The 25487-nt window shown below is 69.9% G+C and carries 24 protein-coding genes; 15 read left to right on the forward strand and 9 right to left on the reverse strand.

Annotated elements, in window-relative coordinates; genetic code table 11:
• Positions 1-22 precede the first annotated feature (22 nt).
• Positions 23-808 (reverse strand): hydrogenase nickel incorporation protein HypB, encoded by a 786-nt coding sequence (gene hypB / locus ACIRJP_RS16290; protein WP_404173662.1) that lies wholly within the window; start codon positions 806-808, stop codon positions 23-25.
• Positions 809-811: 3 nt separating this feature from the next.
• Positions 812-1141 carry a hydrogenase maturation nickel metallochaperone HypA gene (locus tag ACIRJP_RS16295; RefSeq protein WP_404173665.1) on the reverse strand — a complete coding sequence of 110 codons (330 nt, stop codon included), beginning with the start codon at positions 1139-1141 and terminating at the stop codon, positions 812-814.
• A gap of 259 nt (positions 1142-1400) precedes the next feature.
• On the opposite strand from ACIRJP_RS16295, the gene ACIRJP_RS16300 reads away from it, so the two are divergent.
• The 14 genes from ACIRJP_RS16300 to ACIRJP_RS16365 are packed head-to-tail and all read left to right on the forward strand — an operon-like array spanning position 1401 to position 14670.
• Positions 1401-2456, forward strand: coding sequence for a hydrogenase expression protein HypE (locus ACIRJP_RS16300; protein ID WP_404173668.1), 1056 nt, complete (start codon positions 1401-1403; stop codon positions 2454-2456).
• Positions 2457-2502: 46 nt separating this feature from the next.
• On the forward strand, positions 2503-4296 hold the full coding sequence (locus ACIRJP_RS16305; protein ID WP_404173671.1) for a nickel-dependent hydrogenase large subunit: 1794 nt from the start codon (positions 2503-2505) through the stop codon (positions 4294-4296).
• The gene (locus ACIRJP_RS16310; RefSeq protein ID WP_404173674.1) at positions 4296-5240 is read left to right on the forward strand and encodes a NifU family protein; all 945 of its coding nucleotides are present in this window, start codon (positions 4296-4298) and stop codon (positions 5238-5240) included. Before ACIRJP_RS16305 ends, ACIRJP_RS16310 begins: the two co-directional genes overlap by 1 nt.
• Positions 5237-5890 carry a DUF5947 family protein gene (locus ACIRJP_RS16315; protein ID WP_404173677.1) on the forward strand — a complete coding sequence of 218 codons (654 nt, stop codon included), beginning with the start codon at positions 5237-5239 and terminating at the stop codon, positions 5888-5890. The genes ACIRJP_RS16310 and ACIRJP_RS16315 overlap by 4 nt, the downstream gene beginning before the upstream one ends.
• Positions 5887-6528, forward strand: coding sequence for a DUF6084 family protein (locus ACIRJP_RS16320; protein WP_404173680.1), 642 nt, complete (start codon positions 5887-5889; stop codon positions 6526-6528). Before ACIRJP_RS16315 ends, ACIRJP_RS16320 begins: the two co-directional genes overlap by 4 nt.
• Positions 6525-7928: a hypothetical protein gene (locus tag ACIRJP_RS16325; RefSeq protein WP_404173683.1), complete on the forward strand. Its 1404-nt coding sequence runs from the start codon at positions 6525-6527 to the stop codon at positions 7926-7928. The genes ACIRJP_RS16320 and ACIRJP_RS16325 overlap by 4 nt, the downstream gene beginning before the upstream one ends.
• Positions 7925-8044: a DUF6893 family small protein gene (locus tag ACIRJP_RS16330; protein ID WP_404173686.1), complete on the forward strand. Its 120-nt coding sequence runs from the start codon at positions 7925-7927 to the stop codon at positions 8042-8044. The genes ACIRJP_RS16325 and ACIRJP_RS16330 overlap by 4 nt, the downstream gene beginning before the upstream one ends.
• A gap of 34 nt (positions 8045-8078) precedes the next feature.
• Entirely contained in the window at positions 8079-8291 is a 213-nt protein-coding gene (locus tag ACIRJP_RS16335; RefSeq protein ID WP_404173688.1) for a hypothetical protein, read from the forward strand.
• A gap of 7 nt (positions 8292-8298) precedes the next feature.
• Positions 8299-8829: a hydrogenase maturation protease gene (locus ACIRJP_RS16340; RefSeq protein WP_404173691.1), complete on the forward strand. Its 531-nt coding sequence runs from the start codon at positions 8299-8301 to the stop codon at positions 8827-8829.
• Between the two features lie 2 nt (positions 8830-8831).
• Entirely contained in the window at positions 8832-11369 is a 2538-nt protein-coding gene (hypF, locus tag ACIRJP_RS16345; RefSeq protein ID WP_404173694.1) for a carbamoyltransferase HypF, read from the forward strand.
• Between the two features lie 57 nt (positions 11370-11426).
• Positions 11427-11723: a HypC/HybG/HupF family hydrogenase formation chaperone gene (locus tag ACIRJP_RS16350; protein ID WP_266692350.1), complete on the forward strand. Its 297-nt coding sequence runs from the start codon at positions 11427-11429 to the stop codon at positions 11721-11723.
• Positions 11720-12823, forward strand: coding sequence for a hydrogenase formation protein HypD (hypD, locus tag ACIRJP_RS16355; RefSeq protein WP_404173697.1), 1104 nt, complete (start codon positions 11720-11722; stop codon positions 12821-12823). The genes ACIRJP_RS16350 and hypD overlap by 4 nt, the downstream gene beginning before the upstream one ends.
• Before the next feature lie 17 nt (positions 12824-12840).
• Positions 12841-13920, forward strand: a complete 1080-nt coding sequence (gene hypE, locus ACIRJP_RS16360) for a hydrogenase expression/formation protein HypE (RefSeq protein ID WP_404174059.1) — start codon at positions 12841-12843, stop codon at positions 13918-13920.
• The gene (locus ACIRJP_RS16365) at positions 13921-14670 is read left to right on the forward strand and encodes a DUF6390 family protein (protein ID WP_404173700.1); all 750 of its coding nucleotides are present in this window, start codon (positions 13921-13923) and stop codon (positions 14668-14670) included.
• Here ACIRJP_RS16365 and ACIRJP_RS16370 read toward each other — a convergent pair.
• Positions 14561-14833, reverse strand: coding sequence for a hypothetical protein (locus tag ACIRJP_RS16370; protein WP_404174062.1), 273 nt, complete (start codon positions 14831-14833; stop codon positions 14561-14563). The genes ACIRJP_RS16365 and ACIRJP_RS16370 overlap by 110 nt on opposite strands.
• A 34-nt stretch (positions 14834-14867) precedes the next feature.
• Entirely contained in the window at positions 14868-16235 is a 1368-nt protein-coding gene (locus tag ACIRJP_RS16375; protein WP_404173703.1) for a zinc-binding alcohol dehydrogenase family protein, read from the reverse strand.
• Between the two features lie 237 nt (positions 16236-16472).
• Here ACIRJP_RS16375 and ACIRJP_RS16380 point away from each other — a divergent pair, with 237 nt between their 5' ends.
• On the forward strand, positions 16473-19169 hold the full coding sequence (locus ACIRJP_RS16380) for a SpoIIE family protein phosphatase (RefSeq protein WP_404173706.1): 2697 nt from the start codon (positions 16473-16475) through the stop codon (positions 19167-19169).
• A gap of 290 nt (positions 19170-19459) precedes the next feature.
• Here ACIRJP_RS16380 and ACIRJP_RS16385 read toward each other — a convergent pair whose 3' ends face one another.
• The 5 genes from ACIRJP_RS16385 to ACIRJP_RS16405 all read right to left on the reverse strand — a co-directional run bounded on the left by ACIRJP_RS16385 (position 19460) and on the right by ACIRJP_RS16405 (position 25474).
• On the reverse strand, positions 19460-20119 hold the full coding sequence (locus tag ACIRJP_RS16385; RefSeq protein ID WP_404173709.1) for an HAD family hydrolase: 660 nt from the start codon (positions 20117-20119) through the stop codon (positions 19460-19462).
• A 223-nt stretch (positions 20120-20342) separates the two neighbouring features.
• The gene (locus tag ACIRJP_RS16390; RefSeq protein ID WP_404173712.1) at positions 20343-22280 is read right to left on the reverse strand and encodes a glycoside hydrolase family 5 protein; all 1938 of its coding nucleotides are present in this window, start codon (positions 22278-22280) and stop codon (positions 20343-20345) included.
• A 68-nt stretch (positions 22281-22348) separates the two neighbouring features.
• Positions 22349-23194 (reverse strand): carbohydrate ABC transporter permease, encoded by an 846-nt coding sequence (locus tag ACIRJP_RS16395; protein ID WP_404173715.1) that lies wholly within the window; start codon positions 23192-23194, stop codon positions 22349-22351.
• Positions 23195-23201: 7 nt separating this feature from the next.
• Positions 23202-24194 (reverse strand): carbohydrate ABC transporter permease, encoded by a 993-nt coding sequence (locus ACIRJP_RS16400; RefSeq protein WP_404173718.1) that lies wholly within the window; start codon positions 24192-24194, stop codon positions 23202-23204.
• Positions 24191-25474 carry an ABC transporter substrate-binding protein gene (locus tag ACIRJP_RS16405; RefSeq protein WP_404173721.1) on the reverse strand — a complete coding sequence of 428 codons (1284 nt, stop codon included), beginning with the start codon at positions 25472-25474 and terminating at the stop codon, positions 24191-24193. Before ACIRJP_RS16405 ends, ACIRJP_RS16400 begins: the two co-directional genes overlap by 4 nt.
• Between the last annotated feature and the right edge of the window lie 13 nt (positions 25475-25487).

A 25487-nucleotide genomic window follows, 5' to 3' on the forward strand; every position in this document is an offset into this window, starting at 1 on the left:
CCGCGGCGCGGCGGCGGAGCGGCTACCGCTGCTCCGCCAGCCAGTCGTACCAGTGGGCCAGGCCCTCGCCTGTGGTCGCGGAGACCGTCAGCACGCGCACGTCCGGATTCACCGAGCGCGCGTGGTGCGCGCACTGCTCGACGTCGAAGGCGACATGGGGCAGGAGATCGGACTTGTTGATCAGGATCAGGTCGGCGGCGGCGAACATGTACGGGTACTTCAGCGGCTTGTCCGTGCCCTCGGTGACCGAGATGATCACCACCTTGCTGCGCTCCCCCAGGTCGAACAGGGCGGGGCACACCAGGTTTCCGACGTTCTCCACCATGAGCAGGGATCCCTCGGCCGGGGACAGCGCCGTGAGGGCGTCCCGCATCATCTCCGCGTCGAGGTGGCACCCCGCCCCCGTGTTCACCTGCACCACGGCGCAGCCCGTACGTCTGATCCGGTCGGCGTCGAGCCTGGTCTCCTGGTCGCCCTCGACGACGGCCACCGGCCGGCGGCCGCCGAGGTCGGTGACGGTGCGTTCCAGCAGGGTGGTCTTGCCCGCGCCCGGCGAGCTCATCATGTTCACGGCCACGACGCCCCGGTCGGTCATCCACGTCCGGTTGCGCTCCGCGAGCAGGTCGTTCTTGGCGAGTACCTTCTGCTCGATGGTGACCGTCCCACCGGCTCCATCCGGCTGACGACCCTCGTGCGGACGAGGGTGCGGGTGCGGGTGCGGATGTCCGTGGTCCGGCGCATCATCCTCCCGCAGCATCACGATCCTGGTCCCGCCGGACTCCTCGGCACAGCCGCAGGTACCGCACATGGTTCAGCCCACTTCCATGGAGACGATCTGCAGTTCCTGTCCCGATGTGATCTCCACATCCGCGCTGCCGCAGGGACACAGCAGAATCAGGTCGGTCAGGGTGAATGCGACGGCACAGGTGCGGCAGCGGCCGGCGCCGGGCGGCTGGTCGATCTCCAACCGCGCGCCCTCGGCGGCCGTTCCCTCTGTGACAAGGCCGAAGCAGAACCGCATCGAGTCGGGCACCACGGCCGTGAGCACGCCGACGCGGACGCGGACCGACCGGACCGGACGCCCCCCGGCGCGTTCGCACACCGCGTCGACGACGCTCTGTGTGATGGCCAGCTCGTGCACAGGTGCCTCGTCCTTCCGCGGGTGGCTCCGACCGTAGGGCCACGGGAGGACCGTGACGCCGTCCGACGGGACCCGTCCCTCGCCCGGATCACCCGAGCGGCCGACCGCATGCCGTCATTCGGGCCCCGGTGACCAGGCGGAGCGGCGAATTCCCCTGTTGCCGGTGCTCGCGAATCGAGGCGTGATGGTAGCAATGTGCGCATACCCACCCGTGGGGGCCGATGGCCGGTAGGCCGTCATCCTGAAAGGCGACACTGCCATGCCGACAGAGGAAGCGGTAAAGGCGGAGGACACACTGATCCATGTGCTGTGGATCAACGCAGGACTGAGCTGTGACGGCGATTCCGTCTCCCTGACCGCCGCCACACAGCCGAGCATCGAGGAGATCGCGCTCGGCGCCCTGCCGGGACTTCCGCGGGTCGCCGTCCACTGGCCACTCATCGATTTCGAATGCGGTCCGAACGGCGGCGCCGACGATTTTCTCGAATGGTTCTTCAAGGCCGATCGCGGAGAGCTGGAACCGTTTGTTCTCGTGATCGAGGGATCCATTCCCAACGAGCGGTTGCACGACGACGGATACTGGTGCGGGTTCGGCAACGATCCCGCCACCGGCCAGCCCGTGACGACCAGCGAGTGGCTCGACCGGCTGGCTCCGAAGGCGACCGCGATCGTCGCGGCCGGCACCTGCGCGACGTACGGCGGCATCCATGCCATGGCGGGCAACCCGACCGGCGCAATGGGGGTTCCCGACTACCTGGGCTGGGACTGGAAGTCCAAGGCCGGCATCCCGATCGTGTGCGTGCCCGGGTGCCCGATCCAGCCGGACAACCTCTCGGAGACGCTCACCTACCTGCTCTACATGGCCACCGACCAGGCACCGATGATCCCGCTCGACGACGCGCTGCGGCCGACGTGGCTGTTCGGGGCGACGGTCCATGAGGGCTGCGACCGGGCCGGGTACTACGAGCAGGCCGACTTCGCGACGGAGTACGGCTCGCCGAAGTGCATCGTCAAGCTGGGCTGCTGGGGCCCCGCGGTCAAGTGCAACGTGCCCAAGCGCGGCTGGATGAACGGCATCGGCGGCTGCCCCAACGTCGGCGGCATCTGTATCGGCTGCACCATGCCCGGGTTCCCGGACAAGTTCATGCCGTTCATGGACGAGCCCCCTGGCGGACGGCTCTCGACCAACGCGGTCGGGCCGTACGGGGCGACGATTCGGCGCCTGCGCCACCTCACCACCCACACCCTGGACCGCGAACCGAAATGGCGTAGGCCCGGCGAGGAACTCACGACCGGCGCCACACGCACCTGGTGAGTGACCTCGTACATCACCGCAAACGGACAGAAAGAAGAGGCGGCCAATGACCGCGACGCAGCACAAAAGTGCCGAAGGCGGCCAGGGCAAGAACGACCTGGTCGAAATGGCGTGGGATCCCATTACCCGGATCGTCGGCAGCCTGGGTATCTACACGAAGATCGACTTCAAACAGAAGGTCGTGGCCGAGTGCCACAGCACCAGTTCCATCTTCCGGGGCTATTCGATCTTCATGAAGGGAAAGGACCCGCGCGACGCGCACTTCATCACGAGTCGCATCTGCGGGATCTGCGGTGACAACCACGCCACGTGTTCCTGTTACACGCAGAACATGGCGTACGGCGTGAAGCCGCCGCACCTCGGTGAATGGATCGTGAATCTCGGCGAGGCCGCGGAGTACATGTTCGACCACAACATCTTCCAGGAGAACCTGGTCGGGGTCGACTACTGCGAGAAGATGGTCGCGGAGACCAATCCCGGGGTGCTGGAACAGGCCAACCGCACCCCTTCCCCGCACGCCGACGCGCACGGATACCGGACGATCGGCGACATCATGCGGTCGCTGAACCCGTTCACCGGCGAGTTCTACCGCGAGGCCCTCCAGGTCAGCCGGATGACCCGGGAGATGTTCTGTCTGATGGAGGGCCGGCACGTGCACCCCTCCACGCTCTATCCCGGCGGGGTCGGCACCGTGGCGACCGTCCAGCTGATGACGGACTACATCACCCGTCTCCAGCGGTACGTCGAGTTCATGAAGAAGGTCGTGCCGATGCACGACGACCTCTTCGACTTCTTCTACGAAGCCCTGCCGGGGTACGAGCAGGTCGGCAACCGCCGCATCCTGCTGGGGTGCTGGGGCTCCTTCCAGGACCCGGAGCACTGCAACTTCGAGTACAAGGACATGACCGACTGGGGCCGGAAGATGTATGTCACCCCCGGCATCGTCGTCGACGGGAAGCTGGTCACCACCGACCTGGTGAAGATCAACCTCGGCATCCGGATCCTGCTCGGTTCGTCCTACTACAACGACTGGGACGAGCAGGAGACCTTCGTCTCCCACGACCCGCTCGGCAATCCGGTCGACCGGCGCCACCCCTGGAACCAGCACACCAACCCGCAGCCGCAGAAGCGGGACCTGGACGACAAGTACAGCTGGGTCATGTCGCCTCGGTGGTTCGACGGCAAGGACTACCTGGCGCTCGACACCGGCGGCGGGCCGCTCGCGCGGCTGTGGACCACCGCGCTGGCCGGTCTGGTCGACATCGGCTACATCCGGGCCACCGGCCACAGCGTGAAGATCAACCTCCCCAAGACCGCCCTCAAGGGGCCGGTGGAGCTGGAGTGGCACGTCCCCAAGTGGAGCAACACCATCGAACGCAACCGGGCACGCAGCTACTTCCAGGCCTACGCAGCCGCCTGCGCGCTTCACTTCGCGGAGAAGGCTCTCGTGGAGATCCGCGCCGGGAACAGCAAGACCTGGGAGAAGTTCGAGGTGCCCGAGGAGGGGGTGGGCTGCGGGTTCACCGAAGCGGTCCGCGGTGTCCTCTCCCACCACATGGTGATCCGGGACGGCAAGATCGCCAACTACCACCCGTACCCGCCGACTCCGTGGAACGCCAGCCCCCGTGACACGTACGGCACACCCGGCCCCTACGAGGACGCCGTGCAGGGCCAGCCGATCTTCGAGGAGAACGACCGGGAACACTTCAAGGGCATCGACATCATGCGCACGGTGCGCAGCTTCGACCCCTGTCTGCCCTGCGGTGTGCACATGTACCTCGGCGAGGGCAAGAAGCTGGAGCTCCTGCACTCCCCCACCCAGTCCGCGGGCAGCGAGTGATGGCGCGGGAGGATTCCCCCGCCGCGCCCGACTGGCGGACGACCGGTGAACGCATCGACACCCTGATCGCCGCCAGCGGCTCGGGCGGCGCGGTCGCCCGCGAGCGCAGCGAGGAACTGGTCCGGATCGTCGCCGACTTCTACGGTGCCGGGCTGGAACGGCTGCTCGACCTGGTGCACGAACAGGGGCGGCTGGACGACGACGTCCTGGCCGCCCTGGCCGAAGACGAGCTGGTGTCCGTCGTCCTGCTGGTGCACGGGCTGCATCCGTACAGCGTGGAGACCCGGGTCGAGCGAGCGCTGGAGAGCGTACGACCGTACCTGGGTTCGCACGGCGGTGATGTGGAGTTGCTCGCCGTCACCGACGAGGGAACCGTCCGGTTGAGGCTGCTGGGCAGTTGTGACGGCTGCCCGTCGTCCTCGGTCACGCTCAGGCTGGCCGTGCAGGGCGCTGTGGAGGCGGCGGCGCCGGAGATCACCTCGATCGAGGTCGAGACCGCGGCCGGCGAGGACGCCGGGGCGGCGGGGCCGCTGGTACCGGTGGACTCGCTGTTCGCCCGGCTGCACACGGAGTCCGGGACGGCCGGCGACGACGGCGCGTCGTGGGAGGTCGTCCCGGAGCTGTCGGGGCTGGAGCCCGGCACCGTGGCCCGGTTCGGCGTCGGCAGGATGCCGGTGGTGGCCTGCCGGGTGGGTGCGGATCTCTTTGCCTTCGAGGACCGGTGTGCGCGCTGCGAGCGGCCGTTCGAGGGGGCCACGCTGGCACGGCGGCTGGGCGGACGGTCCGGGGACGCGATCCTGCGCTGCGCCGGGTGCCGCGCGCACTACGACGTGCGGCGGGCCGGGGCCTGCCTCGACGGGGACGGAGCGCACCTGGCCCCGCTGCCCCTGCTGTCGGACGGTGCCGCGGTCTCGGTGTCGGTGCCCGCGGCGGTGGCACCGTGATCGCCGCCGGCCGTTCCGCCTCGCCGGCCTCCACGCTGCTGCGGCTCAGGCGCAACCGGCCGCGGCCGCCCGCCGGTGAGCGCTGCGAGATGTGCGCGGAACCGATCGGCGAGAGCCACCCCCATGTGGTGAACCTCGACAGCCGCGCCCTGATGTGCGGCTGCCGGGCCTGCTATCTGCTGTTCACCGACGAGAACGCGGAGCTGCGCTACCGGGCGGTCCCGGAGCGCTATCTGCACTTCGCCGGGCTGGCCGTGGACGGGCGGGCGTGGGACGAGTTGCAGATTCCCGTGGGGCTCGCCTTCCTGTTCCGCAACTCCGTCCAGGACCGGATGGTCGCGTTCTACCCCGGGCCCGCCGGGGCCACCGAGTCGGAGCTGCCGCTGGATGCCTGGGCGGCCGTCGTCGAGGCGAGCCCGGAGCTCGCCGTGCTCCGTCCGGACGTGGAGGCGCTGCTGATCCGGCGTACGGCCCAGAGCGATGGTTCGTGCCATCTGGTACCGATCGACGCCTGTTACGAGCTGGTGGGGCAACTGCGGTCGCTGTGGCACGGGTTCGACGGCGGCCCCGAGGTCCGTGCCGCGATGGACGGCTTCTTCGCACGGGTGGCGGACCGCAGTCGGCCCGCCGCAGGGAACGGGGCGCCGTGAACGACTTCGCTTTCTCCGTGCTCGACATCGTCGCCGAGCCGTACGCGGCCACCCCGCAGCTGACCGCGCGGCTGCGGATCGAGGAACGGACGGGCCGGCGGATCCACGCCATCGCACTCCACTGCCAGGTCCGCATCGAACCGCAGCGGCGCCACTACGACGAGGCCGAACAGAGCGGCCTGGTGGCGCTGTTCGGTGGCCGGGACCGCTGGACGGACACGCTGAAGCCGTTCCAGTGGATGAGCTGCGACACCACCGTACAGGGGTTCAGCGGTGCGACCGAGGTCGATCTCGCCCTGCCCTGCACCTACGACTTCGACGTGATCGGTTCCCGCTATCTGCACGCCCTGGGCGAGGGTTCGGTGCCCCTCGCCCTGATGTTCTCCGGCACGGTCTTCACCCGCGGCAGCAAGGGCTTCGGGGTCGAGCAGGTGCCGTGGGACTGCGAGGCCCGGCATCCGATGCCGGTCGAGGTGTGGCGGCGCATGATGGCGGCGCACTACCCGAACACCGGATGGATCCGGCTGGACCACGAGGTGCTGGCACGGTTCGCGGACTTCCGGGCCCGGCGCGGGCTGATCAGCTGGGACGAGACGGTCCAGGCTCTCCTGGCCGAGCACGACGAGGTGGTCCCGTGAGTCTTGACCAGGTGCGTTCGATCGCCGACGCCGTTCTGTACGAGGGGTACCTCCTGTACCCGTACCGGGCGAGCTCGCACAAGAACCGGTCGCGCTGGCAGTTCGGGGTCCTCGGTCCGCCGCACGCCGCGGCGGCGAGTTTCGGCGAGGAGCCGGAGATGGAGACGCAGTGCCTGCTGGCACCGCACGACGGGCCGGCGGCCGTCACCGTGCATCTTCGCTTCCTCCAGCTCCAGGTCCGCGAGGTGCGCGGCACGGGCGAGGACGGCGTGGACGTGCCGGTCGGGCAGCTCGTCGTCGACGGGGTGCCGGTGATGTCCTGGGACGAGGCCGTCGAGCGTGAAGTCGTGCTGCCCGCCCTGCCGTTGGGGGAGCCGGCGGACGCCGTCCACGAGGTCCCGGGCGGCGAGGACACCGAGCCGGTGACCGACGCGCGGGGCGCGGTGGTGGGCCGGATCGTGCGACGGCGGCTGCCACTGGCGGTCCGGGTCCGCACGCGGGCCGTCGTCGACGACGGATACGTACGACTGTCGGTGACGGTACGCAACGAGCATCCGGAGCCGGTGGTCACCAAGGACGCCGCGATCCGGTCCTCGCTGATCGGCGCGCATCTGCTGCTGCGGGCGCACGACGCCGAGTTCGTCTCGCTGCTCGAACCGCCCGCCGGGGCGGCGGCGGCCGCCGGCCGTTGCCGGCAGCGCAGGTGCTGGCCCGTGCTGGCCGGGCCGAAGGGGGCGACGGACACCCTGCTCGGCGCGCCGATCATTCTGTACGACTACCCGGAGGTCGCTGAGCAGAGCCCCGGCGCCCTGTTCGACTCGACCGAGATCGACGAGATCCTGACGCTCCGCGTGATGACCATGACGGAGGAGGAGAAGGCGGAGGCCAGGGCCACCGATCCCCGGGCCCGGGAGATCATCGACCGGTGCGACGGCATGTCGCCCGCCGACCTGCAACGGCTGCACGGCCTGCTGCGCGACCCGCACCCGCCGGAGCCCGCGGCTACCGCGGGCCCGGCGGCCGATGTCCGGGATGTGACGCCCGCCGCCTTCGACACCGCGGGGGCCCCGTGGTGGGACCCCGCGGCCGACGCCTCGGTACGGCCCGGGAGCGACGCGGTCGTGATCGACGGGGTCCGGGTGGCCAAGGACAGCCTGGTCCGCGTCCACCCCTCCCGGCGGGCAGACGCCCAGGATCTTTTCTTCGCCGGCCGGGTGGCCCGGGTGACCGCGGTCCTCTCGGACGTGGACGGTGGTACGCACATCGCCCTGGTTCTCGTCGACGACCCCGCGTCGGACCTGCACGACTGGTACGGCCGCTATTTCTACTTCGCTCCCGACGAGCTGAGACCCCTGAGCGCCGAGGAGACGGCGCAGCACCGAGAGGAGAACCGATCGTGAAGACCCTGGGAATCATCGCCGCCGGAGGGGCCGCGGCCATGGCGCTCGTCGCCGTGGCGGTCGGGATCAGGTCGATCCCCGACATCCGCCGCTACCTGCGCATCCGTTCGATGTGAATCCCGATCCGAGTGAAATGAGTGAGGAGCACCCATGGCGGACACACCGGAGAAGAACAGCGGCATCGAGGAAGAGCCGCAGGAGGAACGGGGCCCGAAGGGGTCCCGCGGTACCGGCTCGGACCGGCCGTCGGGCGGCCCGGCCCAACGCCCCTCCGGCACCTCGGACGAACGCTCCGACACCTCCGTACAGCCGAAGAAGGCCCGTGACCCTGAATCGCCCGACCTCCAGTCCGGGGACGGCTGAGCCGAGGATGACGAAGGAACCCGACGCGGCCGGCCGGGTGCTGGTCGCGGGCATCGGCAATCTGTTTCTCGGCGACGACGGATTCGGCCCGGAGGTGGTGCGCCGGCTGGCCCACGACGGCGGGATGCCCCCGCAGGTCCGGCTGGTGGACTACGGCATCCGCGGCATGCATCTCGCGTACGACCTGCTGGGCGGGTACGACGCACTGGTTCTGGTCGACGCCTGCCCGGGGGGTGGCGCCCCCGGGGAGGTGACGGTGCTCCGCATCGGTGTGGAGGACCTCGGTTCGGGTGAATTCGACCCACACGGCATGAATCCGGTTGCCGTGCTGGCAAATCTGGATCAACTGGGCGGTACTCTTCCGCTCACCCACCTCGTCGGCTGCACGCCCGCCGGAGTCGAGGAGGGCATCGGACTCAGCGAAGCCGTCGACAGGGCGGTGCCCGAGGCGATGCAGGCAGTGCACACCCTGGTCCGGCAGCTCGTGCCGACCGTACCGACCGCGTCCGTGAACAGCGCCGAACCCTGGAGACCCTGATCATGTGCCTAGGCATTCCTGGCCGCGTCGTGGAGATCGTGGACGGGTATGCGGGCCAGCTGGCTCTGGTGGACGTGGAGGGCGCCAGGCGCCGCGTCAACATCGGCATGCTCGACGAAGCGCCCGGTCGTGACGACTGGGTGCTTCTCCACATGGGCTTCGCCGTCGAGCTCATCGACCGGGCGAAGGCACGGGAGGCCCTGTCGGGACTGGAGATGATGGGCCGCGGCCAGGAGCAGCGGATCCGGCGCAGATTCGAGGTGCGCGGCGTCGTCCAGGGCGTGGGCTTCCGGCCCTTCGTCTATGTCACCGCCTCGGAGCTGCTGCTCACGGGATCGGTGACGAACACCGGCGACGGGGTGCTCGCCGAGGTCGAGGGGACGGCCGGCGCCGTGGAGGAGTTCGGCCGCCGTCTCCGCTCCGACGCCCCACCGCTCGCGGTCGTCGAGGACGTGCGCACGAGCGAACAGCCGACCCGCGGCGGAACGGGCTTCACCATCGAGCGGTCCAGCGCGTCCGACCGGGCCAGGACGCTGGTCTCGCCCGACATCGCCACCTGCCGGGACTGCCTGGAGGAGCTGGGCGATCCGTCGAACCGGCGCTACCGCCACCCGTTCATCACCTGCACGCACTGCGGCCCCCGGTTCACGATCGTCACCGGCCTTCCGTACGACCGGGCCGCCACCACGATGGCGGACTTCGAGATGTGCGGGGCCTGCCGAGCGGAGTACGAGGACCCGCGCGACCGGCGCTTCCACGCCCAGCCGATCGCCTGCCCCGACTGCGGACCGCGGCTCGAACTGGTCGGCGGGGAAGGCGTGTCCCTGTCCCGTGACGAGGACGCTCTGCGTACGGCCCGCAAGCTCCTCGCCGAGGGCGGGATCATCGCGGTCAAGGGACTCGGCGGCTACCACCTGGTGTGCGACGCCCGCGACGACGCGGCCGTGGCCGAACTGCGCCGGCGCAAGCGGCGCGGTGGCAAGCCGTTCGCGGTGATGGTGCCGGACCTCGGCGTCGCGCGGCGGCTGGTGACCGTCACGGCGGACGAGGAGGAGCTCCTGTCCGGTGGCCGCCGCCCGATCGTGCTCCTGCCCCGGCACCCTGCCGGGCCCGGGGCCGGGGTGTCCGACGCCGTGGCACCCGGCAGCCCCCACCTCGGACTGCTGTTGCCGTACACCCCGGTGCACGTCCTGCTCTTCGGTATCGGGGACGACGATCCGGGCCCGGACGCACTGGTGATGACGTCGGCCAATCTGTCGGGCGAGCCGATCGTCACCGACGACGGCGACGCGCTGGCCGTGCTGGCACCGCTGGTCGATGCCTGGCTGCGGCACGACCGGCGCATCCATGTGCCGTGCGACGACTCGGTCAGCCGCTGGGCCGCCGGGGCCGAGCTGCCGCTGCGCCGCTCGCGCGGATACGCCCCGCTACCGATCGCGCTGCCCTTCGACGTGCCCCCGACGCTCGCCGTGGGAGCCGACCTGAAGAACACCTGTGCGCTGGCCGAGGGGCGCTGCGCCTGGCTGAGCCAGCACATCGGCGACATGGACGACCTGTCCACGGTCGACGCCCTGACCCGGACCGAGAAGCATCTGGAGAACCTCACCGGGGTGGCGCCCACCCGACTGGTGGCCGACCGCCACCCCGGCTACCACTCCGGCGACTGGGCTCGCGCCCACGCGGCCGGGCGGCCGCTGCGCACCGTGCAGCACCACCACGCGCACATCGCGTCCGTGATGGCGGAGCACGGCATGGGCGCGGACGAGCGAGTGATCGGCGTCGCCTTCGACGGCACCGGCCACGGCGCCGACGGGGCGGCCTGGGGCGGCGAGGTCCTGGTGGCCGGCTACGCGTCGTTCAGCAGGGCCGCGCACCTGGGTTACGTACCGCTGGCCGGGGGCGACGCGAGCGTGCTGCGGCCGTACCGGATGGCCCTCGCGCATCTGCACGCGGCCGGCATCCCCTGGGACGACGACATGCCCGCGATCCGTGCCTGCCCGCCCGCCGAACGCGACGTGCTGGCCCATCAGTTCGCCACCGGATTCGGCTGCGTGCCCACGTCGGGCGTGGGCCGGCTCTTCGACGCGGTCGCGTCCCTGGCCGGCGTCCGGCACGTGGTGGCGTACGAGGCGGAGGCGGCGATGGAACTGGAAGGGCTGGCCCGTGCCGGGGCAGCGGAGGGCGGCTACCGCTTCGGTATCCGGCCCGGGAAAGGGGAGGAACCCGCCGTCGCGGATCCGGGTCCCGTCGTCCGGGCCGTGGTGTCCGACGTACGGGCCGGCGTTCCGGCCGAGCTGATCGCCGTGCGTTTCCACACTGCCCTCGCCGCTCTGACCGCCCGCCTCGCCGACTACTGCCGCACGCGCACCGGACTCTCCACCGTGGCGCTGGGCGGCGGCGTCTTCCAGAACGCCGTACTGCTCGAAGCGACGCAACGCCGTCTGACCGAGCGGGGCTTCACCGTCCTGCGGCCGCGTCTGCTCCCCCCGAACGACGGTGGGATCGCCCTCGGTCAGCTCATGATCGCCGCCTCGGGCTGACGCCGCCGCACGACCGTACCGACGTACCTCAAGAGGGATCCACAGAGGAGAGGGACCATGTGTCTGGCTGTTCCGGGGCGTGTCCTCAGTACCGCCGAAGTCGACGGCACCGTGATGGCCGAGGTCGATTTCGGCGGGGTGCGCAAGGAGGTGTGCCTCCAGTACATCCCCGATGCGACCGTCGGCGAATACGTCATCGTGCACGTCGGTTTCGCCATCCAGCGCCTCGACGAACGGTCGGCGCTGGACACCCTTGCCGACTTCGAGCGGCTCGGCATTCTGGCCGAGGAGTTCGGAGACGGTTTCGAACGCGCAGCCCAGCAGGGTGCGTCTCCCGAAGGAGTCGGCCGGTGAAGTATCTCGAAGAGTTCAGTGACCCCGATCTCGCGAAGAAACTGATCGACCAGATCCACGCGGCCACCACGCGGAACTGGGCCCTGATGGAGGTCTGCGGCGGCCAGACCCACTCCATCATCCGGCATGGCATCGACCAACTGCTGCCGGCCGGTGTGGAGATGATCCACGGGCCGGGGTGTCCGGTCTGCGTCACCCCGCTGGAGACCATCGACCGGGCGCTGGCGATCGCCGCCCGCCCCGGCGTCATCTTCTGCTCGTTCGGCGACATGCTGCGCGTGCCCGGCAGCGGCCAGGACCTCTTCTCCATCCGGAGCGCCGGCGGCGACGTACGAGTGGTGTACTCGCCCCTCGACGCGCTGAAGATCGCCCGGGAGAACCCTGACCGCGAAGTCGTCTTCTTCGGGATCGGGTTCGAGACCACCGCCCCCGCGAACGCCATGACGGTGTATCAGGCCCAGCGGCTCGGGGTGCGGAACTTCTCCCTGCTGGTGTCCCATGTGCTGGTGCCGCCCGCGATCGCCGCGATCATGGAGTCCTCGACGTGCCGGGTGCAGGCTTTCCTCGCCGCAGGCCACGTATGCAGTGTGATGGGGACGGCCGAGTACCCGGCGCTGGCCCGGAAGTACAAGGTGCCGATCGTGGTGACCGGCTTCGAGCCGCTGGACATCCTCGAAGGGGTCCGCCGGACCGTCGTCCAGCTGGAGGCGGGCCGGTACGAAGTGGAGAACGCCTACCCCAGGGCCGTGCGCGAGGAGGGCAATGTGCCCGCCATGGAGATGCTCGCCGATGTGTTCGAGGTGACCGACCGGACCTGGCGCGGCATCGGCGCGATTCCCCGCAGCGGCTGGCAACTCTCCCGGAAGTACCGGGCGTTCGACGCTGAGCAGCGGTTCGACGTGACGGACATCCACACCGCCGAGTCGTCGCTCTGCCGTTCGGGCGAGGTCCTTCAGGGGCTGATCAAACCGCATCTGTGCGAGGCGTTCGGCAAGGAGTGCACGCCGCGGAATCCGCTCGGCGCGACCATGGTCTCGTCCGAGGGCGCGTGTGCCGCGTACTACACCCACCGCCGCCTGGAACTGGTCGATGCGAAGTGACTGACGCGATGCAGGACATGACCGCCGTGGTGAACGACGTGCCCGGGCTCGACTTCGAGGGGTGGGCCTGCCCGGTCCCGCTGCGGGACATCCCGTCCGTCGTCATGGGTCACGGGGGCGGCGGTGCGATGTCCGGTGAGCTGATCGAGCACCTGTTCCTGCCCGCGTACGGTGACGCGGCCGCCGCCGACCTCGGGGACTCGGCCGTCCTGACGGTCGGCTCCGGCACCCGCCTCGCCTTCTCCACGGACTCGTTCGTGGTCAAGCCGATGTTCTTCCCCGGCGGTTCGATCGGTGACCTGGCGGTGAACGGCACGGTCAACGACCTGGCCATGTCGGGGGCGACGCCCCTGTTCCTGTCCACCGCCTTCATCCTCGCGGAGGGCACCGCGCTGAGCGACCTCGGCCGGATCGCACAGGCCGTGGGCCGGGCCGCCGAGGACGCCGGCGTACGCCTGGTCACCGGGGACACGAAAGTCGTGGAGCACGGCAGTGGTGACGGCGTCTACCTCAACACCTCGGGTATCGGCGTGATCGCTGCCGGTGTCGACATCCACGCCCGCCGGGCGTTCCCCGGCGACGCGGTGCTCGTCAGCGGCGACATCGGTGTGCACGGTGTGGCCGTGATGAGCTGCCGGGAGGGCCTCGAATTCGGTACGCCGGTGGAGAGCGACACCGCCGCGCTGCACGGACTGGTCGCCGCCATGCTCGCCACCGGTAGCGACCTCCATGTGCTCCGGGACCCCACGCGCGGGGGTGTCTCGGCTTCGCTGAACGAGATCGCCCGCGCCTCGGACGTGGGCATCGAACTGGTCGAGCGGCTGATTCCGGTGCCGTCCGCAGTGCGCGACGCGTGCAGCCTGCTCGGGCTCGACCCGCTCCAGGTGGCCAACGAGGGCAAACTGATCGCGATCGTCCCGGCCGAGGACGCGGACCGGGTGCTGGCCGCCATGCGGGCCCATCCCCTGGGCAGGTCCGCCTGCCGGATCGGCAGCTGCGTTCCGGATCACGCCGGGATGGTCGTGGCGAGGACGGGGCTGGGCGGGAGCCGGGTGATCGGGCTGCCGATCGGCGAACAACTACCGAGGATCTGCTGAGTGAGTGCCGAGGGTGCCCTGCTGTTCGCCCGATACGCCTATCCGCCCAACGAGCTCGGCTACTGCGGCCCGGCCGACGCGGCGGGGCTCCTGCGCCGTGACGCGACCGCCGACATCGAGCGGCGCGCCCGGCAGTTCGAGGGGGCCTGGTGCTATCTCCAGTTCCTCGCGGAGACGGCCGGCCTGGCGGACCCGCTGGACGTGCGGGTGGTCGAGGCGTACTGGATCGGCAACGAACTGCTGGACCGTGCCGATCCCGCCGCTCTGGTGGAGCGCATGACCGACCGGTTCCGGGGGCAGCTCGGCGGCACCTGGCGCGACGCCGGGCGGCGCGCCCTGGCCCATCACAGCTTCCAGGTGTTCGAGGTGTATCCGTGGGCCCCGATGCTGCGATCGATGGGCCATCCGACCGCCCTGTCCGTGCTCGACCGGTGCCGCGTCCGTACGGGAGTGGTCCTAGCCGCCGACAGAGACATCGCGACCGTGCGGTCACGCCCGCTGCGCTGGGACGGTGCGGGGCTGACCGACGGCGCGTGGCAGGAGGAGACCGTACGCTGCTCGGCCGGTGGACTGACACTGCTCGACGGTCTCTCCGCAGGCGACCGGGTGGCACTGCACTGGGACTGGGTGTGCGATGTGATCACCGACGAGCAGGCCCGGTGCATCGAGTTCCTCGAGGAGCGGCGACGCGCCGACCTGGGCCTCTCTTCCTCTGAACCGCGCATCGGCATCCACAACGCTCCGGGCTGACGGCCGACGACTCCATCGATTCCTGACGCAGTTGGCCGGCCTGTGTTCTCCGGACACGTCCAACCCTCGGCGTCCGCCACGCAGCCGTCGGGCAGCGGCCGTGAGGTGCGACCGGGCGATGGTTCTCGACGACCGGCAGTCGCCGGATCCTGTGCTCCTCCATCGCCCGCAGAACTTCATCCGTGTTGGCCCCGGCGTCAATGGTGATCGCTCTGCCCACTCATGCAACGCGCCGTGTCCTCCAGCGTCTCGTTCCCTGGGATGCGGGTCGCATCGGCGTGCGTGATCTCCGTGCGATGGTCATGGCCGTTGCCTTCGGCCCGTGCATGCACTCGGCGGGACCCATCGGGTTCTTCGTGACTCACCCCGGCGCAGCGCCCGGCAGTCCGGCGAAGTCTTCCTGGTGGCTGTCTCTGTATGAGCGGCCGGCGCCACGCCGGCCGCTCATCGAATTCGCCTCGACCGGTTCGAATGCCTGTCCGCCCAGCAGCCGTGCCGGAGAGGTACCGATCGGCCCATGGCCTCGGCCGGGAACGAGGCCCAGGGACGAGGACGGCGGCGCCGTTGACCCGGTCGGCGGCCAGATCACTCAGCGCCTGGTCCGCGCGGCCCAGCGGATACGGACTGGCGGTGACCCGCATGCCGATCCGTGCGGCCGTATCCAGGAAGTCACGGCCGTCCTGCCGGGTGTTGGAGGTGACGCTGCGCAGGTTCCGCTCCTCGAAGAGGTGGCGCCGGTAATCGAGCACGGGGATGTCGGTGAGGTGGATGCCCGCGACGGCGAGCGTTCCCGACCGGTCCAGCGCCTCCAGCGCCACGGGCACCAGATCACCGACCGGCGCGAACAGGATCGCCGAATCCAGTGGCTCGGGCGGACGGTCGTAGGCGCCGCCCACGGAGGAGGCCCCCAGACCGGCAGCGAGTTCACGGGCCCGGGCCGAACGGGTCAGCACATGCACCCTCGCTCCTTCGGCCAGGGCGACCTGCGCCGCCAGATGCGCCGAGGCCCCGAAACCGTAGACCCCGAGCCGGCCGCCCGGTGGCAGGGCGCTGCGGCGCAGGGCGCGGTAGCCGATGATCCCGGCGCACAGCAGCGGCGCCAGCAGCACGGCATCCTGATCCTCCGGAAGCCGGTAGGCATAGTCGGCCGGTACGAGAGCGACGTCGGCGAACCCGCCGTCCGAGTCCCAGCCGGTGTAAAGGGAAGCCGGGCAGAGGTTCTCGCGACCGGCCCGGCAGTAGCGGCAGTGGCCGCAGGTACTGCGCAACCACGCCCCACCGGCCCGGTCACCGACCCGGAACCCCGTGACGGACTCGCCGACGGCAGCCACCCGGCCGACGATCTCATGGCCCGGAACGGTCGACGCCCGGTGCGGGCGCAAGTCGCCCTCGGCAAGGTGCAGATCAGTACGGCACACACCGCACGCCTCCACCCTCAGCAACAATTCACCCGGCCCCGGCGAGGCCACCGCTCGCCTCACACGCACCAGCGGGCCATCCTGGATCGGACCAGGGCTCTCCACGGCCCACCCGGTCAGCACTTCCGAAGCCGGCACACCAACCATGTTCCCAGCCTCGCGCCGGCCGACAGGTACGGCAAACGCTCACCGCGGAACGGAGCACCGCGGCCGCACGCCGTATCCGTACCGTCCTGGCGCCGATCCTGTTCCACTGCTGCCGGATTGTCGTCGGGCCACCGCGCGGTACCGCCTCCGAGCGAGCCCCGACCGCACGCACCTTCGACCTCACGGTGTTACAAAGGGCACTGGGTTAGTCGTTTCGGCCGATTCCGGAGCGCTCAAATGCGGTCACTCACGGGCAAGTACCCCCGGAGCCTCGCAGGCCAGGTCTTCGCCCTGCAGGTGGTCGTGGTCGTCCTCCTAGTGGCCGCTTCGGTGCTGGCGCTCGTAGTGCAGGCCCGGCACGACAGCAGTACGGAGGCGAGAAAGCGCTCTGTCGCCGTCGCGCAGGCTTTCGCTCATTCACCGGGCCTCCTGACCGCTCTGAAGTCTCCTGATCCTTCCAGGGTGCTCCAGCCGCTCACCGAGGCGGGGCGGAAGGCGGCGGGCGTCGACTTCATCGTGGTGATGGACACGAACGGGATCCGCTACACGCACCCCCGTCCGGAGCTGATCGGGAAGAAGGCCGTCGCCACCCTCGCGCCGGCACTGGCCGGACACGTGTACACCGAGAAAGTCAACGGCCCGCTCGGCCGCGAGGTGCAGGCTGTCGTCCCCGTACACGATCATGCGAAGGTCGTCGCCCTGGTGGCTGCCGGCATGAAGATCAAGAGCGTGACCGGCGTGGTGGCCCGGCAGATGCCGATCATCCTCGGCGCAGGAGCGGTTGCGCTCGGAGTGGCCACGAGCGGGACGGCCCTGGTGACCGGGCGGCTGCGGCGGCAGACCCACCGTCTGGGCCCTGCTGAGATGAATCGCATGTACGAGCATCACGACGCGGTGCTGCACGCCGTGCGCGAAGGCGTACTCATCGTCGGCGTAGGCGGTCGACTGCTGCTGGCCAACGACGAGGCCAGACGGCTGCTGGATCTGCCGCTCGACGCCGAGGGACGACGCGTCCCGGACTTGTCCAGCCTTGATCACGGCATGGTGGAGCTGCTGAACTCGGGGCGCGCGGCCACGGACGAAGTGCACCTCGTGGGGAGCCGACTGCTCGCGGTGAACCAGCGGCCGACGGGGCGCAGCGGTGGGCCCCGGGGGACAGTCGTGACCTTGCGTGACTCCACAGAGCTGCGGGCACTGTCCGGCAGGGCGGAGAACGCCCGCGAGCGGCTGCGCCTGCTGTACGACGCCGGTCTCGGCATCGGTACCACGCTCGATGTGGTGCGCACGGCCGAGGAACTGACCGAGGTCGCGGTTCCCCGGCTCGCCGACTTCGCAACCGTCGATCTGGCCGAACCGGTCCTCCACGGGGACGAGCCGACCGGTACGGACACAGAAACGGGCATGCGCCGCACCGCTGTATGCGGCATCCAGGACGACCATCCCCTGTACGAACTCGGTCAGCTGATCAGCTTTCTCCCCTCCACGCCACAGGCAGGGGCCTTCGCCTCAGGCCGACCGGAGCTGGTGCCCGACCTGTCCGACGCTCCCGGCTGGCTCGCCCAGGACCCGGAGCGAACACGGAGGATCGTCGATTACGGCATCCATTCGCTCATCACGGTGCCCCTCCAGGCACGGGGCGTCATCCTGGGCATGGCCAACTTCTGGCGCTCCGAGAAGCCCCAGCCGTTCGAGGAGGACGACCTGTCCCTGGCCGAAGAACTCGTCGCACGGGCGGCCGTCAGCATCGACAACGCCCGCCGCTACACCCGTGAGCACGCCATGGCCATGACTCTGCAACGCAGCCTGCTCCCGCGGGCCCTGCCCGAACAGAGCGCGCTCGACGTCGCTCATCGCTACCTGCCCGCATTCTCCGGGGTGAGCGGCGACTGGTTCGACGTGATCCCGCTCCCGGGCAGCCGGGTGGCGCTGGTCGTCGGGGATGTCGTCGGCCACGGCCTGCACGCGGCCGCAACCATGGGACGGCTGCGCACGGCCGTGCACAACTTCTCCACACTCGATCTGCCACCCGACGAGATCCTCCGCCACCTCGACGACCTGATCGGCCGCATCGACCAGGAGGAGACGGAGTCCGGTGCCGACGCGGGGATCATCGGAGCCACCTGCCTGTACGCGATCTACGATCCCGTCTCCCGCCACTGCACCATGGCTCGGGCGGGGCATCCCCTGCCCGCACTGGTCAGGCCCGACGGCAGTGTGTCGTTCCCCGACCTGCCGGCCGGCCCGCCCCTGGGCCTGGGCGGTATGCCGTTCGAGACGGCGGAACTGGAAGTGGCGGAAGGCACGCAGTTCATCCTCTACACCGATGGGCTCATCGAGGACCGCACCCGGGACATCGACGTGGGGATCGAGCTGCTGCGTGAGACCCTGGCGTGCCACCCCGACCGGTCGCCGGAGGAGAGCTGCCAGGCGGTCCTCGACGCGCTCCTGCCGGATCGGCCGAAGGACGATGTGGCACTGCTCATCGCCCGGACGCGGGCGATCCCGCCCGACCGTGTCGCCGACTGGGACGTACCGTTCGATCCCGCTGCCGTGGCGGGAATGCGTGCTGTCGTGGCCGAGAAGCTCGACGACTGGGGTCTGTCCGAGCTCGTGTTCGCCACGGAACTGGTGCTCAGCGAGTTGATCACCAACGCCATCCGCTACGGCTCCGCACCGGTCACCGTACGCCTGCTGCTCGATCGCACCCTGACCTGTGAGGTGGCCGACGGCAGCAGCACCTCGCCCCATCTGTGCGATGCCGCCGCGATGGACGAAGGGGGCCGCGGCCTGTTCCTCGTCGGACAACTGGCCGAGCGCTGGGGCACCCGTTACCCCCCCCGAGGAAAGGTCATCTGGGCGGAGATGGCGCTGCCCCGGCCCGACGGGAGCGTGGAAGGCACGGCGTGGCCGGCCGTCCTCGACGCGGAACTCTGACCGTTGGATCGGCAAGTCGCCGAGAAGAGCGCTTCCTCGACCGTCCCGTCGCGGTGGCTGATACAACGGCCGTCGTGCGACCGAACCGACAGCCGCGGGCATCTGCGGCCGGATACGTCGCGTGAGCAGTCCCTCCCCGTCCGACCCCGGGTGCGTCTCGCGTGGGCGGACTACTGGATCGTGGGCCAGGCATCCGGAAAGGGTTCTTGAAGTGGTCGCTCAGTGCGTTGTACCGATCCTCGGCTCGGGGAGTAGGACCCGCTCGCCTGCCGCCCGGACCCACCCTTGCGTCATCGCCCCGCCACCATCGCCCTGAGCAGGGCGACATCCACGTCCGACAGCGTGCGCACGACCGTCCTGCCCGGTGCCACGGGAATGTCGGTCAGCGAGGGCACCGCCAGGACCGCGCAGTCGGCCGCCTCCGCGGAAGCAACGCCGGCCGGGGAGTCCTCGACCGCGACGCAGCGGGCCGGAGCGGCACCGAGAGTGGCCAGGGCCGCCCGGTACGGGTCGGGAGACGGCTTGGTGCGGGGGGTCTCCCCCGCGGCGACGGAAGTGACGAACCGGTTCCGCCCGATGACGTCGAGGACTGTGTTCACCACCGGCCTCGGCGAGGCGGAGACCAGCGCCATCGGCACCCCTGCGGCGTGGACCGCTGCGACGAGTTCGACAGCCCCCGGCATGGGGGCGACCTGTCGGCGTACGAGTTCCGTGAAGCGCTGTTCGAGGGAGTCGCCGAGCTGCGCCGACCGGACGCGGCCGGCTGCGCGGGCGGCCAGGTGCTCTGCGCAGTCCTCGACCGCCCGGCCGAGAACGAACGGGAGGTCCGCGTCCGTGAGGACGAGTCCCAGACCGAGGGCCTCCTCCTCGACCGCCTGTCGCCAGAGTCGCTCGGTGTCGACGATGGTGCCGTCCATGTCGAAAAGGACCGCTTGGAGTTCGGTGGGCACGGGGCTCTCCTGCTGACCTGGGCGGGGGTCGGGGTGAGGGGTACGGGAATGTACAGGCTGTCCGTGTCGGCGGCGCCTGTGCCGGACGGAGGGGCCCTGACACGCGGAAGGCACGCAGACGGTACGGGCCGGGAGACGGTACGGGCCGGGCCGGCCGTCCGGAGTCGGGCGGCCGGAATCGCTCGGAGGTCGGTCGTTGATGGGCCTGAAGTCGATGGGAGGCTCAGGCGAGCGGGCGGCACAGCAGGGCGTCGGGTACGCCGCCGTGGTTCCACTTCCAGGTGTAGGCGACGCCGGCGAGGTACTCGTTGTCGCGGCACTGGCCCTTGTAGTAACCCGGTGCCCAGTCGCTGGCCCTCGAGCCTCCGGTGGCGGGCCGGTTGTCGCCGCCGTCGAACCAGAGGGCGCGGCCGGTGGTGGGAAGGGCGGCGGTCGCGGGTGCGCACAGGAGGGCCGCCATGGCGTTGCCGCTCACGCTGTAGCCGACGGCGAAGGTGTTGCCGGGGCACTGGAGCTTGTTGTAGCCGCTCGCCCAGTCGCCGCCGGTGACGTACCGCTCGTCGGTTACGACGGTCCAGGGGCCGCTCGCCTTCGCCGGCTGCCCGGCGTCGGTGCACAGTCCTCGGCTGCTGCTCCGGGCCATCCCGGTCACGCGCTGACCGTCCGGGCAGTTGGCCTTGCGGTTGCCCGGCGACCAGTCCGGCTTCGCGAGCATGGTGGCGGAGACGTTGTAGTCGGCGTGGTCGAGGTCGAGCATGTTCCAACGCGGCGTCGGGGCGACCCGGCCGGTGCGGCCGGGGGCGTTGACGAGCTTGTTCCAGTCGGTGGCGCGCCAGTCGCCCGCGTCCATGACGCCGAGCCGGGTGCCGTTCGCGCTGTAGTTGACCATGGCCCAGTTGTCCTGCGGTGTGCCGTTCATGTCGGTCCAGCCGACGAGGGGCCAGATGGCGAAGTCGGTGTCGTTCTTCACCATGATGTCGGTGAAGTTGGTGAACCAGGCGCGTTCCTTGGCGTCGGTCTCTCCACGCCCGGCGGCGCCGAACTCGCTGATCCACACCGGTGCGGTGAAGTGCTGGCCGGACCGGGTGACGAACAGGGCCTGGTCGTCGACGACCTGGGCGAGCTGTGCGGGGGTGAGCTCCTCGTAGCGCGGGTCGTGTGTCTCGCCCGTGCCGGTGGCGCCGGTGTGGTTCGGGCCCGTGTAGCCGTAGAAGTGGGCGGCGTAGACGAGTTTGTCGGAGCGGATCAGGGTGTTGGACAGGGTGGCGACCGGGGTGAGCGTCGGGCGGCCGTGGGGGGTCAGATCGGTGGGTATTCCCTGCCAGTTGATGCCCTCCATGATGACGAGCATGTCCGGGTTGGCCTGCAGGATCTTGTTGCCGGCCTCTTCCAGTGCCTTGTTGAGGTCGTGGTCGTCGCCCCAGCCCCAGTTGGCATCGTCCCAGGTGTCGCGGCGGACCTCGTTGCGCAGGTCGGCTCCGACGACCCGCTTGTCGGCCTGGTAGCGCTTGGCCAGGAACACCCAGTCGTCGATCCACTGCTGGGTCGACTGGCCGCTGTTCCAGCGCTCGTTGCCGTCCAGGCCGCAGCAGAAGCGGTAGCTGGTGGTGTGGTTGTTGAGGATGACGGCGAAGCCGTCCGTGGACAGGGCCCCGACGACGGCGTCGAGCACCTGCAGCGGGGTCTTGCCCTTGAGCTGCGGGTTGGCGGCGACGGCCGAGTCCGGGACGACGCTCGTGTCGTGGATCAGCGCATTGGCGAAGGGCAGCCGGATGCTGTTGAGGCCCAGGGCGTGGAAATCGGCCAGGATCTGGGCCATCGGCTTCCGGTCCAGGCCGAGCGGAATGTTGTTCGACATCTGCCTCGCCTGGTGGTTGGCGACGTCCCCTACGTCGCCGCTGCCCTGCCAGGTGCCCTGCGCGCCGGCCCAGTTTCCTGACTTGAGCTTGAACCGGTCGCCGTCGGCGTCGACGACGTACCGGTCCCGGGTCGACAGCGGGGCGGTCCATGAGGCGGCGAGTTGCGCGCCGGTGAGGGCCGGGGGCGGCGCCGTCCCCGTGTCCGCCGCGGCGGTGTGGGGGGTGAGGGTGGCGAGGACGAGCGCGGACGAGGTGACGAGGCCTGCGGTCGCGCGTCGGAGCAAGGTGAAGCGGGGTGTCACGGGGGCTCCTTACGGGTGGGGGTGCGTGCGTCTGCCTTGTGCGTGGTGCAGGGAGGTGCGGTGTGGGGTCAGCCCTTGAGGCCGCTGGTGGCGATGCCTTCGACGATGTACCGCTGGGCGACGAGGAACATGACGACCAGGGGCGTGATGGTGACGACGGCACCGGCGAAGAGTCCGGGCAGATTGATGGTCTGCGAGGTGAGGAAGGTGGACAGCGCGATCTGCGCGGTCCAGGCGGACGGGTCCTGTCCGATGACCAGCGGCCACAGAAAGGAGTTCCAGCTGTCGATGAAGGACAGCGCACCGAGCGAGGCCAGCATGGCTCCGGAACTCGGCAGGGCGACCCGGCGGTACAGGCCGAGCCAGCCGAGGCCGTCGAGCCGGCCGGCCTCCTCGATCTCGCTGGGGAACTGGAGGTAGAAGTTGCGGAAGAGCAGGACCGCGAACGGGTTGAAGAGACCGGGCACGATGATGCCCCACAGGGTGTTGACACCCCCCATGGAGCCGACGACGACGAACGTCGGCACGAAGGTGACCGAGCCGGGGATCATCAGGGTGGCCACGATCAGGGCGAGCACCACGCCGCGTCCCGGGACGGGGATCCGGGCCAGGGCGTAGCCCGCGGCGGAGGCGAGAAGGGTGGAGACGGGCGCGGTGACGGCAGCGATGAGCAGGGAGTTGCCGAGGGCCCTGCCCATGGAGACGGTGGGGTCGGCGAAGAGAGCGGTGAAGTTCTCGAAGTGCATCGTCGAGGGCCACCACGTCCACTCCGGCGATGTCAGGCTCTGCGAGTCCATGAGCGCGTTGCGGAGCATGAGGTAGAAGGGCGCGAGGAAGGCCGTGGTGAGGAGGCCGACGAACAGAGCGCGTACGAGGAGGCGCGCGGATCGGGACAGTCCGGGGAGGGTGATCATGCGCGTCTCATTCTCCGCTCCGGCCGAAGCCGGCGAACCGGCCCTGAAGCAGGGTCACTCCGACGATGAGGGCGGTGAGGACGAAGGCTCCGGCCGAGCCCATGCCGTAGTTCTGGCTGCCCATGGCGGTGTTGTAGAGGTGGACCAGCGGTGTCTGTACGGGGGCGGTGCCCGTTCCGGAGAGGCCGCTGTTGAACAGGTTGTAGAACTCGTCGAAGGCCTGGAAGGCGGCGATGAACAGCAGCATCAGTACGGCGACGGAGGTGTTGCGCAGCATGGGCAGGGTGATCCTGGTCAGGAGCCGCCTGCCGGTGGCGCCGTCGAGTGCGGCGGCCTCGTACAACTCCTTGGGGATGGCCTGGAGTCCGGCCAGGAACAGCACCATGTAGAAGCCGACCTGGAGCCAGAGCCGCAGGGTGACGAGCGCCACCCAGTAGAGCGGCGGCGAGGTGGACTGGAGCCAGGGAACGGGATCCGCTCCGAACCAGCCTCCGATCGTGTTGGCGACACCCGCCGGGAGGCCGTTGAACAGGGACATCTTCCACATCAGTGACGCGGCCACGTACGAGACGGCCGCCGGGATGAGGAAGGTGGTACGGAACAGGGCCCGGCCCCGTCTGATCCGGTGCACCAGCAGGGCGAGGCCCAGCGAGGCCGCGAAGGTGAGCGGCACGATGAAGGCGGTGAACAGCAGGATCTGGAGGAGGGAGACACGGAACTCCTGGTCGGACAGGAGCCTGCGATAGTTCTCGAGTCCGACCCAGTGGCCCAGGGCGATGGTGCCGCGCGCGTCGCTGAGGCTGAGCAGGAAACTCCAGCCGATCGCAACGTACTTGAAGAGACCGAGGCCGATGAGCATCGGCGCGGTCAGCAGGACGAACGCGGCCCAGCCGGCCCGGCCGGGACGTGCCCGGCCGGGGCGGGCGGCGCCGCGCGGGACGGCCGCGGGGCGCCGCCCGGCATGCTCGGGCTTCAGTGCGAGGTCCGTCGACCGGCTCATCGGCCGAGCTGCTTGTCTATCTCGCGCTGGGCCTTCTTCACCGCGTCGGCCAGAAGGGCGGCAGGATCGCCCTGCCCCTCGACGATCTTCATCGCGGCCGCGTTGAACATGTTGCTCACGGCGGTGTCCCAGGTTCCCGGGAAGTGCTTCCCGTGCTTCTCGGCGAGCACCACGGCTTCCTTGGCCGTGCCCTGGGAGAGCTTCTCCGCGGACGCCGCGACGGTCCTGCGCGGCGGGACGTGGAAACCGTAGCTCTCGGCGAAGTCCTTCTGCAGGTCGGCCTGCCGGACCCACAGCCACTGGACGAACTTCTTCGCCGCGGCCACGTTCTTGCCCTTGGCATTGACACAGCTGGTCCAGCCGCCGACGCGGACGACGGGGGCGCCGCCGGCCTTGAAGGCGGGCCACGGCAGCACGCCGAAGTCGTCGCCGAGCGCGGACTTGATCGCGGGATATGCCCACAGGCCGCTCCACTGCATCGGCACGACGCCCTGGGTGAGGGCGGCAGGGTCCCACCAGTCGGTGGTGAAGCCGAGCAGCAGCGACTTGTCGTCATGCAGTCGCTTCAGGCCGGTCAGCGCTTCGAGTGCCGGTGCCGATCCGAACTCCACCTTGCCCTCGGGGGTCACGAGGTCGCCGCCGTTGGACCAGACGGCGCTGGTCGCGGAGTCGCCGAGACCGTCGTTGCCGATGAACAGGCCCTTGTTCTTCTTCGTGGTCAGGGCCTTCGCCGCGGCGACGAGACCGTCGAAGGTAGTGGGCGGGGTGATCCCGGCCTTCGACAGGGCGCTCTTGCGGTAGTACAGCATCATGACGTCGTCGATCATCTTGACGCCGTAGAGCTTGCCGTCGACGGTGACCGATTCGACGGCGTTCGTGTTGAAGTCGTTCTTGGCGGTGCCGTACACGTCGTCGAGGGCGGCGATCTGGCCGCGGTGGACGAGGCTCTCCTTGAAGTCGCCGATCTCGAAGACGTCGGGGGCGGCGTCGGTCAGCAGGGTCGCGTTGACCTTGGCCGAGTAGTCGCCGGGGACCCAAGTCACCTTCACGGCTATGTCGGGGTTGGCCTTGGTGAAGGCGGTGGCGTAGCGGAGCACCGCCTGCTGGGTCCCGGCCTCGCCGTAGGCGTGGTACCAGACGTTGAGAGTGGTCTTCGCTCCGGAGGAGGAACCACCGGTGGGATCGGTGCTGCACGCGGCCGACAGGACGGTTCCGGCGACGACGAGCAGCGATCCCCTGAGAAATCCGCGTCGGCTATGCTCTGGTCTGCGTGTGCTCATGTCGCATCCTTCT

The sequence above is a fragment of the Streptomyces sp. NPDC102437 genome, assembly GCF_044765565.1.
GTDB lineage: Bacteria > Actinomycetota > Actinomycetes > Streptomycetales > Streptomycetaceae > Streptomyces.

What these genes read in the sequence shown, in the direction of transcription:
- hypB (WP_404173662.1), bottom strand. Translation starts at nt 808, where the DNA reads ATGTGCGGTACCTGCGGCTGTGCCGAGGAGTCCGGCGGGACCAGGATC.
- ACIRJP_RS16300 (WP_404173668.1), top strand. Translation starts at nt 1,401, where the DNA reads ATGCCGACAGAGGAAGCGGTAAAGGCGGAGGACACACTGATCCATGTG.
- ACIRJP_RS16305 (WP_404173671.1), top strand. Translation starts at nt 2,503, where the DNA reads ATGACCGCGACGCAGCACAAAAGTGCCGAAGGCGGCCAGGGCAAGAAC.
- ACIRJP_RS16310 (WP_404173674.1), top strand. Translation starts at nt 4,296, where the DNA reads ATGGCGCGGGAGGATTCCCCCGCCGCGCCCGACTGGCGGACGACCGGT.
- ACIRJP_RS16335 (WP_404173688.1), top strand. Translation starts at nt 8,079, where the DNA reads ATGGCGGACACACCGGAGAAGAACAGCGGCATCGAGGAAGAGCCGCAG.
- ACIRJP_RS16340 (WP_404173691.1), top strand. Translation starts at nt 8,299, where the DNA reads ATGACGAAGGAACCCGACGCGGCCGGCCGGGTGCTGGTCGCGGGCATC.
- hypF (WP_404173694.1), top strand. Translation starts at nt 8,832, where the DNA reads ATGTGCCTAGGCATTCCTGGCCGCGTCGTGGAGATCGTGGACGGGTAT.
- ACIRJP_RS16350 (WP_266692350.1), top strand. Translation starts at nt 11,427, where the DNA reads ATGTGTCTGGCTGTTCCGGGGCGTGTCCTCAGTACCGCCGAAGTCGAC.
- hypE (WP_404174059.1), top strand. Translation starts at nt 12,841, where the DNA reads ATGACCGCCGTGGTGAACGACGTGCCCGGGCTCGACTTCGAGGGGTGG.
- ACIRJP_RS16370 (WP_404174062.1), bottom strand. Translation starts at nt 14,833, where the DNA reads ATGGAGGAGCACAGGATCCGGCGACTGCCGGTCGTCGAGAACCATCGC.
- ACIRJP_RS16375 (WP_404173703.1), bottom strand. Translation starts at nt 16,235, where the DNA reads ATGGTTGGTGTGCCGGCTTCGGAAGTGCTGACCGGGTGGGCCGTGGAG.
- ACIRJP_RS16380 (WP_404173706.1), top strand. Translation starts at nt 16,473, where the DNA reads ATGCGGTCACTCACGGGCAAGTACCCCCGGAGCCTCGCAGGCCAGGTC.
- ACIRJP_RS16395 (WP_404173715.1), bottom strand. Translation starts at nt 23,194, where the DNA reads ATGATCACCCTCCCCGGACTGTCCCGATCCGCGCGCCTCCTCGTACGC.
- ACIRJP_RS16400 (WP_404173718.1), bottom strand. Translation starts at nt 24,194, where the DNA reads ATGAGCCGGTCGACGGACCTCGCACTGAAGCCCGAGCATGCCGGGCGG.
- ACIRJP_RS16405 (WP_404173721.1), bottom strand. Translation starts at nt 25,474, where the DNA reads ATGAGCACACGCAGACCAGAGCATAGCCGACGCGGATTTCTCAGGGGA.